The organism is Cobetia sp. cqz5-12 (assembly GCF_016495405.1).
GTDB lineage: Bacteria > Pseudomonadota > Gammaproteobacteria > Pseudomonadales > Halomonadaceae > Cobetia.
Window position 1 is genome coordinate 1,609,309 of sequence record NZ_CP044522.1, and the last position, 17,063, is coordinate 1,626,371.

Sequence of the window (17,063 nt, forward strand, 5' to 3'; positions counted from 1 at the left end):
GACTCATGGAGGAGTCGAGCTCTTGGATGACAGGCCTGAAGGCAGGCCCGGAGCACGAGAGCGGAGAAGCATGGACATACGCAGTGGGGGTGCCTGGATGGCATCTCCTGGCGGTAGCGTGTCCAAACGCGCGTTGCAGGTGGCAGCCAGGGAGTGCTGCTACCCGTGATGCCTACCCATCACATGACTGAAATGGAGTTTTACCATGGCTTTTGACGCCTACCTCAAGATCGACGGCATCCCGGGCGAGAGCTTGGACACCAATCACAAGGACTGGATCGAGCTGCTGAGCTTTGAATTCGGCGCCAGCCAGGCGACTTCCGCGACGGCCAGCTCTGCGGGCGGCGCGTCTGCCGAGCGCGTCAACCTGAGCGAGTTCGCGATCAAGAAGTTCATCGACAAGGCTTCTCCGAAGCTGTTCGAAGCTTGCTGCCGCGGCCAGCACATCAAGGAAATCACCCTGCAGGTTCACCGTGCCGGTGGCGAGCAGGTGCGTTACATGGAAGTGAAGCTTGAGGAAGTCATCGTGTCTTCCGTGGACCTGGAAGGCATGGCGTCCTTCTCCCAGGCCGGCGGTGGCGGTGCGACCGATTCCGTGCACGACTCGCGTCACGATCTGCCGTCTGAAGAGATCAAGCTGAACTTCGCGCGTATCAAGGTCACCTACACCCAGCAGAAGCGCAGCGATGGCCAGGGTGGCGGCAACATCACCGGTGGTTGGGACCGCACGCGCAACCGCGTCTACTCCTGAGTATCGGCTCATGGCGCGGCGGCGTGAGCCGTCGTCCATGAACAGGAGGGTGGCATCCCGGGGCTTGGCCAGCGTGCTGGCGTGAGCTCGTTTTCAGGGGATATCACGTCCGGGTAGAAGACATGCCGGGGGAGCGAAAGGCTCTCCCGGCATGTCTGTTTTCCCCTTGTGCATCCCCGTTTGCCTCGATGAGCGCCTGCGAAATCATTGTGCTGTCAGTTCTGTGCCAACAGCTCTTTGCCAACAGGGTCTGTGCCAATAGCTCTATACCAATAGCGCTGTGCTAACTGGCTCTGACACAACAGCACTGCGCCACAGTGATTTCGCAGGCGTTGCCTCGCAACGCGATCAACACGTGATTCAGGAGAGACAAGATGGCCGACGAATGGGACCGCGACGAACTGCTCGCGCCAATCGGCGCTCATGGGACAGGAGAGGACCTGGGGTTCTCGCTGCTCTTTGATGAGATCAAGGAAGCGCGTCGCGCAGACCCGGCCTACTTGAGCCAGGGCGAATGGCAGGCCGATCTCAAGAAGTCCGACTGGAATGCCGTCATCTCGTTGACTGCCGACGGTCTGGCCGAGCAGAGCAAGGACCTGTCGCTGGCGGGCTGGCTTTGCGAAGGCCTGGCGCATCGTGATCACTTCACGGGCCTGGCCTGGGGACTGGAGCTGATGACGGCGCTGTGTGAACAGTACTGGGAGACGCTTTACCCGACGCTCGAGGAAGGGGATGAAGAGCGTGTCGCACGCCTGACCTGGCTGGATGACACCCTCGCCGGCATGATCGGCACCTTGCCGCTGGTGGAAGGGCAGCTCTACGGGCTCGACCGCTATGAGGAGTCACGTCAGGTCGAGAACCTGGCGCGTACCGACGTGGATGCCATGGAAAGCGCGCTGGCGGATGGCAAGATCAACGCCGATATCTTCCAGCGCTCCGTGGTGCTGACCGAGACGGCGACCTTCCGTGAGCGTCACCAGCAGATCGTCAAGTGCCAGCAGGCGCTGGCCGGTCTGGTGGCGCAGCTCAATGCCCAGCTGGGGGTGAGCGCGCCGACCTTCAGCCAGCTGCAGCGTGGTCTGGCGGATTGCACCCAGTTGATCGAGCGACTGCTGGGCGAGCGCGGGGTCAGCCTGGACGATGAGGCCCAGGCATCTGCCGAGAGCGATGCAGAAGTGACGGACGCCGCAAGTGGCGATGCCACCACCGGGGATGCGAGTGCCACGCCGTCCGCTCAGGCGGGCATGGCACCGGCGGCACTGCGCACCACGCCGCAGACCCGCGAGGAAGCCTTCGACATGCTCAATGGCGTCGCCCAGTACTTCAAGGGCAGCGAGCCGCACAGCCCGGTGCCATATCTGGTCGAACGCGCCGTGCGCTGGGGTCGCATGCCGCTGGAGGAATGGCTGCGTGATGTCATCCGCGAGGAACATGTCGTCGACGGCATCCGTGAAACCCTGGGCACTCAGCGGCGTGATGATCACTGATGATGTTCAAGAGCTCGATCTATGACCGCCTGCAGCAGGTGCGCCCGGCAGAGCCCGAGGCGCCGGTCGTCAAGGTGCGCAGCGACTACCGCACCGACACCCTGTGTCTGCTGGATGGCGTGGCGCTGACCTCGGCAGGGGCGGTGGCCAAGGGGCAGCTGCCGTCATCGGCGGCGGCCGAGATCTCCGCGACCCTGCGTGGCCCGGATGGCTATGGCCTGCTGGTACACGAAATCGCGCTGGGGCAGGCGGGCGCATCGCCTGCCTCCGGCGAGCAGGTGGCACGTCTCGATCGCCGCCATCAGCGGCTCGAGACCTTGATCCAGGCCCTGATCATCGACGCACTGTTGATGCTGGAAGCGCTGCCGGAGGGCGCGCCCTTCGATATCGTGCTGAGTGTGCCGATCCGTCATGCCAGCCTGGAGGAGGGGTTCATCGCACGTCTGCGCGAGACGGTAGCGGCCACGCCCTTCGCCGACGCGCTGGGTAGCGTCACGCATCGTGCGGCGGCCGAGCAGGACCTGCATGAACTGCTGGCCGCCGAAGCGTCGGGTGGCATGCCGCATGTCATCTGGCTCAGTGTCGACTCGCTGTTGTTCGACAGCAGCGTCTCGGAACTGTCGCGGCGCGGACAGCTGGCGTATGCCTCCCGCCCGAGCGGTCTGTTTCCCGGTGAGGCTGTCGCGGCGCTGCTCTTCGAGCGCCTCGCGCCTGACTCACCGACGCCCTTGCAGGGCTGGCAGGTGCCGCTGGCGGCAACGCTGACCCATCCGGCGCGGGGTAGCCGCGAGCTGCGCCGCTCGCCGGCACCGCTGATGCAGCTGATCGAGCGCCAGTGGCCCGTGCAGGCGGAAAATGACGAGCATGCCTCTACCCGCGAGCCGTTCGAGCCCATGCGTCTGGTGATGGATAGCCTCGGGCTGCCCGGCCGCGCGGTGGAGGCCGGCACCAGCCTGATGAATCGCTGGCCGGGACTGGACATGATCGAGGATGGCACCACGCTCGACAGCTTCTGCGGCTGGCCGGGAGACGCCTGGCTGGCATTGGCGCTGGTGCTGGCGATCGCGGAACTGGAAGACAACGACAGCGCCCTGGTCGTGTCGCTGCGAGACGATACTCAGACTCAGGTACTGGCACTCATGCCCTGTGCCGGTTAGCGCTGACGGCGCTGCATTTGCCCTGTGCTGACTGTGCTCGTCCTGTGTTGACTGCGCTCGTCCTATGTTGCACATCGCTGCGTCTTGAGACGCATGACCCGAACTGAACAAGCCGGTGCACTCGCTTGCCGAGCGAAGAAGTGCGCGCACCGTGAGGATGTTAAGGATGGCAGAGAATTCCTGGCTGGATAGCCTGCTGGAGTCGTTCGAGATTTCACTGGATCAGAACGAGCGCCTGCTCACGCTTGAGATGAGTGGTGCGGACTTCATCCCGCATCGATTGGTGGGGGAAGAGCGCATGTCGCGTCCCTTTGCCTATACCCTCGACTGCATTTCCCAGAATGGCGATATCGAGCTCAAGACCCTGATGGCGCAGCCGGCGGCGCTCTCGGTGCGTCAGGCCGATGGCAGCTACCGCAAGCTCTCGGGGCTGGTCGAGTCGGCCGCACTGCTGGGTGAGGACGGCGGCGTCTTCTATTACCAGCTGACGCTGGTGCCGTGGATGACGATGCTCAAGCTCGGCCGCGACAGCCGCATCTTCCAGGACCTCACCGCCGTCGAGGTCATCGAGTCGGTGTTCTCGAACCACGCCATCGCGCAGGGCGAAGCCCAGGGTGGCTGGCGGCTGGACCTGCGTCGCGAGTATCCGGCGCGCAGCTACTGCGTCCAATATCGCGAGAGCGACTTCCAGTTCGTCAATCGCCTGATGGAGCAGGAAGGGCTGTTCTACTACTTTGAACACGCCTCTGACGACAGCGACTTCAATGGCCACCGCCTCGTCATCACCGACGATGTCGCGACCTGTGCACCGGTCGAGCCGCAGGTCATCCGCTTCCACCGTCAGGATGCCACCGAGCTTGAAGACTCCATCACCCAGTGGAGCGGCCGCCGTCAGCAGCAACCGACGCGCGTCAGCCTCGGCACCTTCGATTACAAGCAGCCGGGCCTGGAAAAACGTTCCGGTCAGGACACGCGCAGCGATCAGGGCAACCTCAGCGAGCAGGAAGTCTACGACTATCCCGGCGAGTACTACTTTGATGACCATTCGCGCGGCGAACGCCTGACCGTCAATCGCCTCGAGGCCCATGAATCCCGCGCCAAGCGCTTCTACGGCGCCGGGGGCACCCGCCAGTTGAAGGTCGGTCGCTGGTTCGAACTCAGCCAGCACGCCCGCCATGAAGACGGCGATTCCAGTGAGCGCGAATTTCTGGTGCTGGGCCTGACCGTTTGTGCCGAGAATGCGCTGCCGGTCTCCGCGCACCTCAAGGCGCTACCGGGCAGCCTGCAGGCGCGCATGGCGGAGGCGCGCCAGGCGCATGGCCTCAATGAAAGTGCTCACGAAGACTACGCCGATGTCGGCACCGGCCAGTACCTGATCGACTTTGAGAGCCAGCGCCTCAGTCAGCCGTACCGTCCGTCGCTCGATCATCCACGGCCCAACATCGGCGGCCCGCAGACCGCGATTGTCGTCGGGCCCGCGAATGAAGAGATCCACACCGACTCGCTCAACCGCGTGCGCGTGCAGTTCCACTGGGATCGCAGCGAGAAGGGCGTCGCTGACGCCAGCTGCTGGCTGCGTGTCGCGCAACCCAACGCCGGTGCCGGCTGGGGCAGCGTGTTCGTGCCGCGTATCGGCCAGGAAGTCATCGTCGATTTCCTCGAAGGCGACGCGGATCGGCCGCTGATCACCGGGCGGGTCTACAACGGCGACCAGACCCCGCAATGGCACTCCAATGGCCTGCTCTCCGGCCTCAAGAGCAAGACCTACCGCGGTAACAAGTACAACGAGCTGGTATTCGATGACGCCACCGATCAGGAGCGTGTGCGCCTGAACTCGGAGCACGAGAAATCCCAGCTCAATCTCGGCTACCTGATCCACCAGCAGGGCAACACACGCGGCAGCTTCCGTGGCACCGGCTTCGAGCTGCGTTCGGACGCCTATGGGGCAATCCGCGCGCATCAGGGCCTGCTGCTGACCAGCTGGGGGCAGATCGCCGCAAGTGGCGAACAGCTCGACCTCACGCCTGCTCAGCAGCAGTTGGCCAGCGCCTATCAGCTCTCCAATACGCTCAGCGAAAGCGCCACCAGCCATAATGCTGAGGCGCTCGAGACGCGCGCGAACCTCAAGCAGGCCAGTGAAGATGCCCAGGGGCGCTATGGCGCTGAAGACAGTGGCACCAATTTCGATGGCAGCTCTGCCGCAAGCGCCAGCGCGGGCGGGCGTGGTGAAGCCGCACGTCTCGATGCCCCCTGGCTGCATGTCAGCTCACCGGCAGGCATCGCGCTGAGTACGCCGGAATCCACCCATCTGGCGCAGGGCAAGTCACTCAGCATCACCAGCGGCGAAGACATCAATCTGGCCACCGGCCGCAGCCTCATTGCCTCGCTCTCCGAAAAGTTCTCGCTGTTCGTGCAACGTGCCGGCATCAAGCTCTTTGCTGCACGCGGCAAGGTGGAAATGCAGGCGCAGAGTGATGCGATGGAACTGACGGCCGAGAAGGATATGACCATCACCTCCACCGAAGGCACCGTCACCCTCCAGGCCAAGAACGAGATTCTGCTCACCAGCGGCGGCGGCTATATCCGCCTGAGCGGCGGCAATATCGAAGTGCACGGGCCGGGCAAGATTGATGTCAAAGGTGCGCAGCATAGCTTTGGCGGGCCGACGCGTTTAAGTAAATCACTGACCCCCTTGCCTGATCCTCAAGGTATTTATTCCGAATTCTTTACTTTGAAGGATGAACAGACACAAGTTCCTCTCAAGTATGCGAGATATCGTATAACAACGGCCGAAGGACAGGTGTTTGAAGGGCGTAGTGACGGTGAAGGTCGTACACAACGCGTACATACATCTTCCTCGCAGCAGATGAAAGTCGATGTACTTGATCGGTTAGATGACTTTGCATAATAAATTCTTGTTAAAAATTTAACTGGGAAGTGATATGTCTGAGGGTAAGGCGCAGACTCGGCTTGTAGCCGTTGGAAAGGATGCTCCAATAGGTAAATCGCCATTACTTTTCTATGCAGTTGGGCGAAATAAATTAATCAAAGTGCCTGCTGAAAATGTAGTGGCATGTATGGAAGAAATACGATTATTGGAAGCGGTTGTCGAAAATTATCACGCGGAGATTGAAAGGCTTCAAGGCGATTTAAGTAATTACGAAGCCATGATGATGTCTTATGATGAAGAAGATCCAGAATGTGTTAGGTATAAGGCTGAGTTTGAAAAAAATATTGCTAGCGGCCAAAAGAAAGTTGATAAGGCAAATCAAGCATTAAGAGAGATTTTGGTATCACTATCTAGCCTAGATGATGAAAGTAATGTTATCGTGGAATTGATACCTATTAGACGTAATGATGGAAATGCGCAGAGTTTCCGAATGTGCTATATGCGCTCTCAGGTAGTAGATAGTTTAACATCAAAAATTGAGTTGAAACCTATAGCTCAAGATGGTGCTACCTCTTTGGCAGACGATGTGCTTGAGAAGGGGGAGATAGTATGGGCATCTATATACAGTCAATTGAAAGAGCAGGCTATTTCAAAAACCTTGAAAACAGATTTCACATGGTTTGATGAATGGTTGAAAAAAGATGAAGATACGATCGACCTCTGTAAATGGACTAAAGAGCTAAATAAACAGCTTAACTTAAAGTATAATAGTGAGGCGGATAGTAAGCAGCAGAGTCGTGACGGAAAAGTAGAGTTATCGGGGGAGGCACAATTAGCGCGCTGGACATATGGAGCTAGTGGCTTGACTGGTGAGCTCACGCCACTTGAAGGCAAGACCAGGCTAAAAGCTAATGCTGCTGCCAAGTTATCCTTGTTTGAAGCTAAAGGGTCTATAGATTATTATCGGCCATCAGGTGGCCTGAAGTTGATGTACGAACTGGATGATAAGCAGGTATTACAACTTGGGATGTTACGTGTACATGCATTCATCAGTATGTCTGGCGCCATCGGCGCAAGTATCGCAGCTGAGATAAATGTTGATCTTGAAGTGGCTCAGGGCGGGATAAAAGCGCGAGGCACCAGAGGTGAGTTGGTACCTATGGGGCCTCCTGGAAGCCAGCAATCCATTATCTTGATGGAGGAAGATAAAAATGAACAAAAGGCTGAGGCTACACTTGAGGCATTTATAGGTGGTAAAGCCGAAGCATTCGCCAGAATGCAGTTGGAATGGAAAAGCCCCGAAGCAGATCATGAATTCAAGCCATTTGCCATTACTGGCGCAGGGGTGGCTGCGTATGCTGGCATGAATTTCGCTGGTAACTTTAGTGTTTCTTATCAAAATGGTAGATTCAGAATTAGAGCAAAGGCTGGTATTTGTTTAGGTCTAGGTGCTTCTGGGGAAGTTTCTTATGAAGTAGATACAAAGCTTTTGCGTGAATTCGCAGCATGGACTTATTATCAGCTAAAAAATGCCGACTTTGTTTATCTAGAGTTTATTGATTCAGACGCATTTAATGCCCTTGCTAATATTTTTACACTCGCGATCGCATATGGGAAAGATATAACGGAGTTTATGTATGAGACTCCTGAACTGATAAAGGATGAGCTAGACTTGTTGGTAAAGGATATCGTTGATGATGTTAATGATATAAGATACGTTAAAGACTACAAAGCGGCCTCTCAACGTGCAAGTGTAATGAAGTCTATTATAGATTCTGATAGTGATAAGTTATCTATATTAGTTCCTGAGGCTAAGAGTAAAATATTAATACTGTTAATAAAAACAGATAGTTATGATAAATACGTGCCGGTTAATAGAGATTACTCTCTGCTAGTCTCTGAGTTTACAGTTTTTGGTAGTATGTCAGACAGAAAAGAAGCTATTATAAAGTTGCTGAAGTATGTACAATCGTTGACAGAGTATAAAAACATAATGCAGCGTATTAAAAGCATGGATGGAGATAAAGGATCTTGGGTTGAGGGCGAGCGATTAATATTAGAATTTCTTGCTACAGGAGAGGAGAGTTACTCTTACCCTATATCTAGTAACTATCCAAGTGAGCTGGAAGAAATAAAAAGTCGACTAAAAGCAACTACTTCAAAAGGAACAGTTGTGGCTAAAAATGATAGTGTAGAGTATTTTGAACAGCCAGAGTATAGTAGTTATTTGAATATACCCTGCTATAACCAAACTCAGTGTGTTGTTGATGTTGATGTTGATGTTGATGAGTTTGGTTATGTATGATTTTTGCGTACACTTTTACTAATTAGAGACACATCTGAAAGTATGAGTGCGTAAACTACCCTTTTTTACCGCACCACTTGGTGTCCTAAAACTAGCATCTGGGAAAGAGCTTGCTCGCCTGATCGTAAATTTAGCAGTAGTTCCCTCACCAAAGCTTCCCCCTCGTTCGACTTTTTCAGTCCCTGACTTAGGACCTTGGGGGTTATGTTGTGGTGAGTTTTCATAGTAGTTTTCACTATACCAATCATTAGTCCATTCATAGCCATTGATCCCCATTTGGTATATTCCCATAGGGTTTGGCGGTATAGATTTAATTTTACTTGGTGCCAGAGTAGAATTCGCTGGCGTGCTTTTCTTGATCTCATCTCTTGTAAGAATATTGACTCCTCTTCGATAGGAGCCATCATTAGTCCCAAATAAATAGAATTTCCCTCTTGAACGAGCAGCAAACTCCCATTGCGCTTCAGTCGGTAATTTATAGGTGCTGTCAGTATTAGCAGAAAGCCAAGAGCAATAGTCATTGGCTTGGTGCCACGTGACTCCCGCTGGAACATTAGGAGCTCTATATTTTTTCTCAATGCCACTGTTGTTTATAGGTTTTTTTCCGGTGGCTAACGTATAGGTATCAAAATCATCATAAGATACTTGAGTGGCAGAAATAGAATAACTATCAAGAGTCACTGTATGTAATGGCTTGTTGTCTTTGTCAACGGAGTAAGGCAAGCCATTGGTCCCCTCATCAATAGGCCCAAAATCGCCCATTTTGAAGGTACCACCTTTGACAAAGATCATATTGTCTTCAGTTTTTTTGATAAGAGCTGCGATTTTTTCCTGATCGGAGGTAGTAAGCTCCTTGCTATTGGACTCAGATTCATTGCAACCTGACAGTAGCAAAAGTGATATTGCTAAGATAACAGTAGAAGATGAATTACTCACTATATTTACTCAAATAGTTAAATGTTGCGATATAATATCACTTTTTTATTCATAAGTAAATGTGAAGCTATAAATGAATGGTGGTTCTATAGCGATCAATGTTTATTATAATATAGTTGTTTTTTGAAGATAAATTTTTAATGATCGCAGTTGTTTTTAGTTAAGTGATAGAATTTTATGAAGCGTTTTATTACTAGATAGGAGATAAGCATGTTCAGTTCCGGAGATGGCGTTATCGTACTCGGTGATAGCACCACACATGGTGGCAAGGTGGTGTCTGCCCAATCCAACTATCTGTTGGAGGGCAAGCCGGTGGCAGTGGTGGGGGACATGGTGACGTGCCCCAAGGATGGCCACAGCACCTGCAGCATCATCGAGGGGCATCCCACCATCAGCTTGAATGGGAAGCCGGTAGCGTTTCACGGCTGCCATACTGCATGTGGGGCGGCGCTGATCTCTGCAGCAAGTGGCAAGCACGGCTTGGGATGAGGGCGTGAGCTTGTCCATGCGGTATCTGTATTCGATGATCCCGTAGCCCTGGCTGCGGGATTTTTCGTTCTGGATCTGCGTTAGCGCCGCAGTCTCTTGTTTCAAGCGGCGCATCGCTGTGGAGGGGGCTGCATTCACGTTCAAGGTTTCATTGAAAGTCTTTCTCCGTGCCGCGGGTTTTTCAGCCAGGCAGCGGAAGATAGTGTCAGTCACTTCCCGAGACAGGCCTGCTGCCACGTGACGCAGCAGGTCTTGCCGTTGGGCCGATGACAACCACTGACTATAAGGGGCATCTCCATGCTCACCTTGATCGTGAAATTTGACGTCAAGCCCGAACAACTCGCTACCTTCAAGCAGGCCTTGGCTGACAACAAGCTGGGCTCAGCGGCTGAACCGGGGATGCTGGAAATGCGTTTCTTCGCGGCCAAGGATTCTCCCGCCACCATCTTCGCCTACGAGCGCTGGGCAAGCACCGAAGCGCATCAGGCACATGTGAATCAGCCCTACGCGCAAGCCCTGCTGAAACTGGCTGACACGGCGTTGGCATCGCCACTCGAGGTGATGCCCTTGAACGATACTGACCCGGCGCCATTGCATGAGGCGAACCCCAGGCACGTGCAGCCGGAAGATGAGGTATTCAGTATCTTCTTCATCTTCAAGATCAAGGAAGAATATCGCGCTCGGTTGCTGCAGCAATTCACCACGCATGTGGCGAAGACGCGCAGTGAGGAGCCGGGCAATCTCGTGTTTGATCTGTATACCATCGAAGGCCAAGACGACACGCTGGTGATATACGAGCACTGGCGCACGGAATCAGACCTGTGGGACATTCATTTCCAGCAGCCCTATGCCATCGAGACAGGCAAACTGTTGGAGCAGGCCATGGTCGGGGATATGCAGCAGTACCTGAATATCGTCAGCGAGTTCTGAGCTGACTGGCAGGACATACTCTCTCTACACCTCCATCTTGAAGACAAGGCGCAGCCATCTCAGGCTGCGTCTTGTCTGTTTCAGTAGTTTCCAGTCGACATGAGCGTCAGCGTGCCATCCAGCCGCCATCGACCGTCAGAACGGTGCCATGCACATAGTCCGAGGCGGATGATGCGAGGAACACTACCGGGCCCTTGAGGTCGTCTGGTGATCCCCAGCGCCCGGCGGGGATGCGCGCGAGGATATCGCGGGAGCGCTGTGCATCCTGTCGCAGGGCTTCGGTATTGTCGGTAGCGATATAGCCCGGTGCGATGGCGTTGACGTTGACGCCATGAGCGGCCCACTCATTGGCGAAAGCCTTGGTGAGCTGAGCGATGCCGCCTTCGCTGGCCGCGTAGCCCGGTACGGTGATGCCGCCCTGGAAGGAGAGCAGTGAGGCGGTGAAGATGATCTTGCCGCTGCCGCGCGCGACCATCTGTTTGCCGATCTCGCGGGTCAGGATGAACGGGGCGGAGAGGTTGGTATCAATGACGCGATCCCATTGCGCGTCCGTGTGCTCGGTGGACGGTGCGCGCTCGATGGTACCGGCGTTGTTGATCAGGATATCCACCCGAGTCGAACTCAACTGCACAGCCAGTTGCTGGATGGCGCTGCGGTCGGAAACGTCGCATGCGATGCCCTGGAAGGTGCGCCCGAGAGCGCGGATATGTTCACCTACATCACCACCATCGGCGGTCATGCTGGCACTGATGGCAATGATATCGGCGCCGGCCTCGGCGAGGGCGATCGCCATGGCGGCCCCGATACCGCGACTGGCACCGGTCACCACGGCGGTCTGATGACTGAGGTCGAAGGGTTTGACGTCATGCATGTCGCGGCTCCCATATCAGTAAAGTCTCACGCAAGCCTACTCGAGAACGCGGACGTTCACGAATGCCGCCTGAGATGACTCTCTGAGCGACAGCGCCGCCATCCACGCCTGTGAGCTCAACCAGGCGGCTGTCATCTAATCCTGCAGCGCCACCGGCATGTAAGCTGGCAGGCCATTGCGAGTCACGCGAATGTGATAGTTTCTGGAGCAACCAGCCGTTTGGCGGCGCAGAGTCCCGGGCATTTTCTTCGCCGGCGGGGCAAGCGGCGCCGTGTTATTACCCGGTAGTGGCAACCCTCTTCATCTTTGGTCAGGACTCCTCGTCATGAGTGATGCGTATTACCTCCACCTTACCGATCGCCTGCGCGAACAGCTGAAGGACCCTGATGCCTTTGAAGAGGGGCGATTGCCTTCTGAACGAGTGCTGGCCGAGCGCTTTGATACCACGCGCGTGACGTTGCGTCAGGCGTTGGGACAGCTGGAGGGAGAAGGGCGCATTCATCGCAGCAATCGGCGTGGGTGGTTCGTGTCGCCGCCGCGGCTGGATTATGACCCCACGCGTGACTCCGGCTTCAATGACTATGTGACGGCGCAGGGGCGGCGGCCACGCACGGAAGTGCTGCTGACCGATGTTCAGGCCTACCCACCGGCTGCGCAAGCGCTGGGCCTGGCGGCCCAGACACCGCTCTATCATATTCGCCGCCGGCGTTTTGTGGATGAGCGCGCCGTGCTCAGCGAGTCGATGTGGGTGGTGCCGGAGCGCGCGCCGGGACTGCTCGAGGAGGGGCAGTTCGGGGTGTCACTGTGGGCGGAGCTGCGCGGGCGCTACGGCCTGACGCTGGCCCACCGTGAGCTGCGCTTCTACTCCGAGTCGCTGGGGGAGCAGGCCGCCCGGGAGCTGGGGGTCGCCATGGGCAGCCCCGGTCTGACCGTGCGTCGCGCTACCTTCGATGAGCAGCATCGTCCCATCGGCTATGACGAAGAGCGCTGGCTGCACAATGCGCTGTGCATCACCGTCACGCTCAAGAACAAGCCCTGAACCCGCGCTGCAGGGACACTATATGAGGTAACACTGTTTCACTGGGCCTTCAACTGACTGTCACGGGGGTGTCATTCGGCCCGCCCATACTCTTGGTATATACCAGATGGCGAGAGCCATTCATTCCAAGCGTTGGAGAGTCCCGATGTCCTTCTTGACCCGTTCCTTCCTCACCCGTTCCTTGCTGGCCAGTGCCGTTGGTCTGGTCGTTTCCCTCAATGCCCAGGCGGCCACCGAGCTCACCGTCTATACCGCGGTGGAGTCCGATGATCTGCAGAAATATGCCGAGCGTTTCCAGCAGGCGCATCCGGATATCGACATCAAATGGGTTCGCGACTCCACGGGCGTGATCACCGCACGATTGCTGGCCGAGAAGGACAACCCGCAGGCGGATGTGGTGTGGGGCCTGGCCGCGACCAGCCTGCTGGTGCTCGAGAAGGAGGGCATGCTGTCGCGTTATGCCCCCAAGGGAGTCGAGGCGCTGGATAGCAAGTTCGTCGATCCCGCCTACCGTGATGGCCAGGACCCGTCCTGGGTCGGGATGGACGCCTGGGTCGCATCGCTCTGCTACAACACCGTCGAAGGTGAGCGACTGGGAGTGCCCAAGCCGACGTCCTGGGAAGACCTCACGCGTCCCGAGTTCAAGGGCCACGTGATCATGCCCAACCCGAGTTCTTCCGGTACCGGCTATCTGGATGTCGCCAGCTGGTTGCAGCTGTGGGGTGACGAGGGCGGCTGGGAGTACATGGACCGCCTGCACGACAACATTGCCCGCTACACCCACTCAGGCTCCGCGCCCTGCAATCTGGCCGGTTCCGGCGAGGCCGTGGTCGGTGTGTCCTTCGCCTTCCGAGGCGCGCGCCTCAAGGCACAGGGCGCACCGGTGGACCTGGTCTTCCCCGAGGAAGGGCTGGGCTGGGACATGGAAGCCGCGGCGATCATGAAGGGCACCGACAAGCGTGAGGCGGCGCAGACACTGATGGATTGGGCCGTGTCCAAGCCGGCCAATGAACTCTACAACGAAGGCTATGCGGTCGTGGCCTATCCGGGGGTGGCCAAGCCGATCGAGCATTATCCGGCCAATATCACCGAGATGATGATCGAGGCTGACTTTGCCAAGGCGGCCAACCAGCGGGATGCAGTGCTCGCCGAATGGCAGCGCCGTTACGACGGCAAGTCTGACAGTCAGTAAGTCACGCCCAGCCACCTTCGTCATTGCCCCGGCGCCTTGCGCCGGGGTCGGGAGTTTCTCGCATGTCTCTTGTGACCGCCCCCCCGCGTCATCACGCCTCGCGTCAAGCGCCGCCATCGACTACCGGCGCCTCATCTCGCGCGGTCTCCGGCCCTGCAGCCCGGGCACCTGCGCGTGACGCAGCGCCTCAGGCACCCATCTCGCGTTCTGCGTCGTCAGACAGCATCCACCTCAAGATCAGCGGCCTCACCAAGCGCTATGGCCAGTTCACGGCCCTGAGCGAGATCGACCTCGCGATCCGCGAAGGCGAATTCGTGTGCTTCCTCGGCCCCTCCGGCTGTGGCAAGACCACCTTGCTGCGCGCCATCGCCGGGCTTGCGCCGCAGAGCGAAGGCACCATCCACCAGCGCAGCCAGGACATCTCGCGGCTGCCGCCGCAGGCGCGCGACTTCGGCATCGTCTTCCAGTCCTATGCGCTGTTCCCCAATCTCACCGTGTACGACAACGTGGCCTATGGGTTGCGCAATCGGCGCGATGCGCGTGACGCGATGCGCCGCCGCGTGACGGAGCTGCTCACCCTGGTGGACCTGGCCGGCAGTGAAGGCAAGTATCCGGCGGCCCTGTCCGGGGGCCAGCAGCAACGCGTGGCACTGGCGCGGGCGCTGGCGACCGAGCCGGGGCTGCTGTTGCTCGATGAGCCGCTTTCAGCACTGGATGCGCGCGTACGCCTGCATCTGCGCAGCCAGATCAAGGCGCTGCAGGCACGGCTGGGCGTCACCACCATCATGGTGACCCACGACCAGGAAGAGGCCCTGGCCATGGCGGACCGCATCGTGGTGATGAACCATGGCGTGATCGAGCAGATCGGCACCCCCGCCGAGATCTACCGTCAGCCGGCGAGCGCCTTCGTGGCCGAATTCATCGGCAGCATGAACTTCCTGCGATGCTGTCCCGAGAACGCCAGTACCCTGCGACTGGGCCAGCAGCGACTGGAATGTGCGGCGCATGATCTTGTGGGGCTGGATCAGGCGCGTCTGGCCATTCGCCCGGAAGCCGTCTCGCTGTGCGCAGTGGGTGAGGGGCTGTCGGCGCAGGTGGATCACGTCGAGTTTCTCGGCGCCTTCCTGCGCATCACTCTGACGCTTGAGGGCTGTGGGCAGACACTGTCGGCGGATGTGGCGCTCAAGGACAGCGAGTCACTGGGCGTGCGGGTCGGTGCCCGGGTGGGAGTGCGTCTGCCGGCCGAGGCGATCCGCCTGTACCCGCTGGTGGAGGCGCAGGCATGATGGCGCGCGCATTGCCCTTGTCGGGTCGGCTGTCAGGCGAGTCCGGCTTGCGTCTGTTGATGTTGCTGCTGGCCCTGGCGCTGCTGGTCATCGGGTTGCTGTTGCCGCTGGCCACCATGCTGATCAAGAGCGTGCAGGACCGCAGCGGCGACTTCGTCGGCCTGGCCAACTTCGCGCGCTATGTGCAGACGCCGGCGCTGGTCGGCTCGATCATCAACTCGGTCAGCATCGCGTTGATCAGTACCCTGACGGTGGTGAGTCTGGCCTTCCTGTGCGCGTACGGCATCACCCGTACCTGCATGCCGGGCAAGCGCGTCTTCCGCATGCTGTCCATCCTGCCGCTACTGGCACCGTCACTGCTGCCAGCCATCAGTCTGGTGTATCTGTTCGGCAATCAGGGCTGGTTCAAGGATGTGCTGCTGGGGGAGAGCATCTACGGCCCCATCGGCATCGTGATGGGCATGACCTTCTGGATCTTCCCGCATGCGCTGATGATCATGATGACGGCGCTCAGCAACAGCGATGCCCGTCTCTATGAAGCCGCGGATGCGCTGGGAACGCCAAAGTGGCGCAGCTTTCTGACCATCACCTTGCCGGGCGCGCGCTACGGCATCATCTCCTGTGCGTTCGTGGCCTTCACGCTGGCGATCACCGATTTCGGCGTGCCGAAGATCATCGGCGGGCAGTTCAGTGTGCTGGCCACCGATGTCTATCGTCAGGTGGTGGGGCAGCAGAACTTCCAGATGGGCGCGGTGGTCAGCGTCATCCTGCTGTTGCCGGCCTTGCTGTCCTTCGCGGTGGACCGCTGGATCCAGCGCCGTCAGGTCGCGCAACTCTCGGCGCGCGCCGTGCCCTGGCAGCCGACGCCAAGCCCGCTGCGTGACTGGATCTTCGCGCTGCTCTGCTATGGCGTGGCCGCCGCGATTCTGGCCGTGATCGGCACCGCTATCTATGCATCCCTCGTGCAGTTCTGGCCCTATAACCTGAGTCTGACCCTGGATCACTACGCCTTCAAGGCGCTGGCGGGCGGTGGCTGGGACGCGTGGCTCAACTCGCTGACGCTGGCCTTCTGGGTCACCTTGATCGGCACGCTGGTCATCTTCTTCAATGCCTGGCTGACCGAGAAGAGCCAGGGCTATCGCCCGCTGCGCCAGGGACTGCACTTCATGGCGATGATGCCGATGGCCGTGCCGGGCATGGTGCTGGGGCTGTCCTACATCTTCTACTTCAACCAGGCCGATAACCCGCTGAACTGGGTCTACGGCACCTTCGCGATTCTGGTGCTCAACACCCTGGTGCATTTCTATACCGTCTGCCATCTGACCTCGGTGACCGCGCTCAAGCAGCTTGATCCGGAATTCGAGGCGGTCGGTGCCTCACTCAAGGTGCCGTTCTGGAAGACCTTCTGCCGCATCACCTTGCCGGTGTCCCTACCGTCAGTGCTGGATATCTCGGCCTATCTGTTCATGAACGCGATGACGACCGTCTCGGCGGTGGTATTTCTCTACAACAGCGATACCCGACTGGCCTCCATCGCGGTGATGCATCTCGACGAAGCCGGGCACTTCGCCAGCGCGGCCGCCATGGCAGTGCTGATCTTCTTCACCTGTCTGGGCGTCAAGCTGCTGCATGCGGTAGTCAGTCATCTGCTGTTGACCCGTGCCCAACGCTGGCGACAGGCGACCTGATACGCCGTTGGCCGTCTTTTTTTTGTGCAAACTAACTGGTAT

13 protein-coding genes are annotated in these 17,063 nt (G+C 58.0%); 11 read left to right on the plus strand and 2 right to left on the minus strand.

The window, feature by feature from the left end:
* Nucleotides 1–205: 205 nt before the first annotated feature.
* From F8A90_RS06885 to F8A90_RS06905, 5 genes are all read left to right on the plus strand, one after another.
* A complete protein-coding gene (locus F8A90_RS06885; RefSeq protein WP_065392475.1) occupies nucleotides 206–751 on the plus strand; it encodes an Hcp family type VI secretion system effector in 546 nt (181 codons plus the stop codon).
* A 374-nt stretch (nucleotides 752–1,125) separates the two neighbouring features.
* Nucleotides 1,126–2,238 (plus strand): type VI secretion system protein TssA, encoded by a 1,113-nt coding sequence (gene tssA, locus F8A90_RS06890; RefSeq protein ID WP_200019501.1) that lies wholly within the window; start codon nucleotides 1,126–1,128, stop codon nucleotides 2,236–2,238.
* Nucleotides 2,238–3,395, plus strand: coding sequence for a hypothetical protein (locus F8A90_RS06895; protein ID WP_200019502.1), 1,158 nt, complete (start codon nucleotides 2,238–2,240; stop codon nucleotides 3,393–3,395). Before tssA ends, F8A90_RS06895 begins: the two co-directional genes overlap by 1 nt.
* Before the next feature lie 166 nt (nucleotides 3,396–3,561).
* Entirely contained in the window at nucleotides 3,562–6,303 is a 2,742-nt protein-coding gene (locus F8A90_RS06900) for a type VI secretion system Vgr family protein (RefSeq protein ID WP_200019503.1), read from the plus strand.
* 34 nt (nucleotides 6,304–6,337) lie between these two features.
* Nucleotides 6,338–8,590 (plus strand): hypothetical protein, encoded by a 2,253-nt coding sequence (locus tag F8A90_RS06905; protein WP_200019504.1) that lies wholly within the window; start codon nucleotides 6,338–6,340, stop codon nucleotides 8,588–8,590.
* Nucleotides 8,591–8,608: 18 nt separating this feature from the next.
* On the opposite strand, the gene F8A90_RS06910 is transcribed toward F8A90_RS06905, so the two are convergent.
* Complete coding sequence (locus F8A90_RS06910; RefSeq protein ID WP_200019505.1) at nucleotides 8,609–9,526, minus strand: formylglycine-generating enzyme family protein; 918 nt, start codon at nucleotides 9,524–9,526, stop codon at nucleotides 8,609–8,611.
* A gap of 210 nt (nucleotides 9,527–9,736) precedes the next feature.
* Here F8A90_RS06910 and F8A90_RS06915 point away from each other — a divergent pair, with 210 nt between their 5' ends.
* The gene (locus F8A90_RS06915) at nucleotides 9,737–10,015 is read left to right on the plus strand and encodes a PAAR domain-containing protein (protein WP_077377206.1); all 279 of its coding nucleotides are present in this window, start codon (nucleotides 9,737–9,739) and stop codon (nucleotides 10,013–10,015) included.
* Nucleotides 10,016–10,312: 297 nt separating this feature from the next.
* Nucleotides 10,313–10,945, plus strand: a complete 633-nt coding sequence (locus tag F8A90_RS06920; protein WP_200019506.1) for a putative quinol monooxygenase — start codon at nucleotides 10,313–10,315, stop codon at nucleotides 10,943–10,945.
* A gap of 106 nt (nucleotides 10,946–11,051) precedes the next feature.
* Here F8A90_RS06920 and F8A90_RS06925 read toward each other — a convergent pair whose 3' ends face one another.
* Nucleotides 11,052–11,816 (minus strand): SDR family NAD(P)-dependent oxidoreductase, encoded by a 765-nt coding sequence (locus F8A90_RS06925; RefSeq protein WP_200019507.1) that lies wholly within the window; start codon nucleotides 11,814–11,816, stop codon nucleotides 11,052–11,054.
* Between the two features lie 325 nt (nucleotides 11,817–12,141).
* Here F8A90_RS06925 and F8A90_RS06930 point away from each other — a divergent pair, with 325 nt between their 5' ends.
* The 4 genes from F8A90_RS06930 to F8A90_RS06945 all read left to right on the plus strand — a co-directional run bounded on the left by F8A90_RS06930 (nucleotide 12,142) and on the right by F8A90_RS06945 (nucleotide 17,021).
* Nucleotides 12,142–12,855, plus strand: a complete 714-nt coding sequence (locus tag F8A90_RS06930) for a UTRA domain-containing protein (protein ID WP_054555867.1) — start codon at nucleotides 12,142–12,144, stop codon at nucleotides 12,853–12,855.
* Between the two features lie 145 nt (nucleotides 12,856–13,000).
* Nucleotides 13,001–14,047, plus strand: a complete 1,047-nt coding sequence (locus tag F8A90_RS06935; RefSeq protein ID WP_200019508.1) for a putative 2-aminoethylphosphonate ABC transporter substrate-binding protein — start codon at nucleotides 13,001–13,003, stop codon at nucleotides 14,045–14,047.
* A 62-nt stretch (nucleotides 14,048–14,109) separates the two neighbouring features.
* Nucleotides 14,110–15,333, plus strand: coding sequence for a putative 2-aminoethylphosphonate ABC transporter ATP-binding protein (locus F8A90_RS06940; protein ID WP_200019509.1), 1,224 nt, complete (start codon nucleotides 14,110–14,112; stop codon nucleotides 15,331–15,333).
* The gene (locus F8A90_RS06945) at nucleotides 15,333–17,021 is read left to right on the plus strand and encodes a putative 2-aminoethylphosphonate ABC transporter permease subunit (RefSeq protein ID WP_442778900.1); all 1,689 of its coding nucleotides are present in this window, start codon (nucleotides 15,333–15,335) and stop codon (nucleotides 17,019–17,021) included. The genes F8A90_RS06940 and F8A90_RS06945 overlap by 1 nt, the downstream gene beginning before the upstream one ends.
* Nucleotides 17,022–17,063 lie beyond the last annotated feature (42 nt).

Bases quoted from the DNA above. Each gene is read 5' to 3' on its own strand.
- F8A90_RS06885 (WP_065392475.1), top strand. From the start codon at position 206: ATGGCTTTTGACGCCTACCTCAAGATCGACGGCATCCCGGGCGAGAGC.
- tssA (WP_200019501.1), top strand. From the start codon at position 1,126: ATGGCCGACGAATGGGACCGCGACGAACTGCTCGCGCCAATCGGCGCT.
- F8A90_RS06895 (WP_200019502.1), top strand. From the start codon at position 2,238: ATGATGTTCAAGAGCTCGATCTATGACCGCCTGCAGCAGGTGCGCCCG.
- F8A90_RS06900 (WP_200019503.1), top strand. From the start codon at position 3,562: ATGGCAGAGAATTCCTGGCTGGATAGCCTGCTGGAGTCGTTCGAGATT.
- F8A90_RS06905 (WP_200019504.1), top strand. From the start codon at position 6,338: ATGTCTGAGGGTAAGGCGCAGACTCGGCTTGTAGCCGTTGGAAAGGAT.
- F8A90_RS06915 (WP_077377206.1), top strand. From the start codon at position 9,737: ATGTTCAGTTCCGGAGATGGCGTTATCGTACTCGGTGATAGCACCACA.
- F8A90_RS06920 (WP_200019506.1), top strand. From the start codon at position 10,313: ATGCTCACCTTGATCGTGAAATTTGACGTCAAGCCCGAACAACTCGCT.
- F8A90_RS06925 (WP_200019507.1), bottom strand. From the start codon at position 11,816: ATGCATGACGTCAAACCCTTCGACCTCAGTCATCAGACCGCCGTGGTG.
- F8A90_RS06930 (WP_054555867.1), top strand. From the start codon at position 12,142: ATGAGTGATGCGTATTACCTCCACCTTACCGATCGCCTGCGCGAACAG.
- F8A90_RS06935 (WP_200019508.1), top strand. From the start codon at position 13,001: ATGTCCTTCTTGACCCGTTCCTTCCTCACCCGTTCCTTGCTGGCCAGT.
- F8A90_RS06940 (WP_200019509.1), top strand. From the start codon at position 14,110: ATGTCTCTTGTGACCGCCCCCCCGCGTCATCACGCCTCGCGTCAAGCG.
- F8A90_RS06945 (WP_442778900.1), top strand. From the start codon at position 15,333: ATGGCGCGCGCATTGCCCTTGTCGGGTCGGCTGTCAGGCGAGTCCGGC.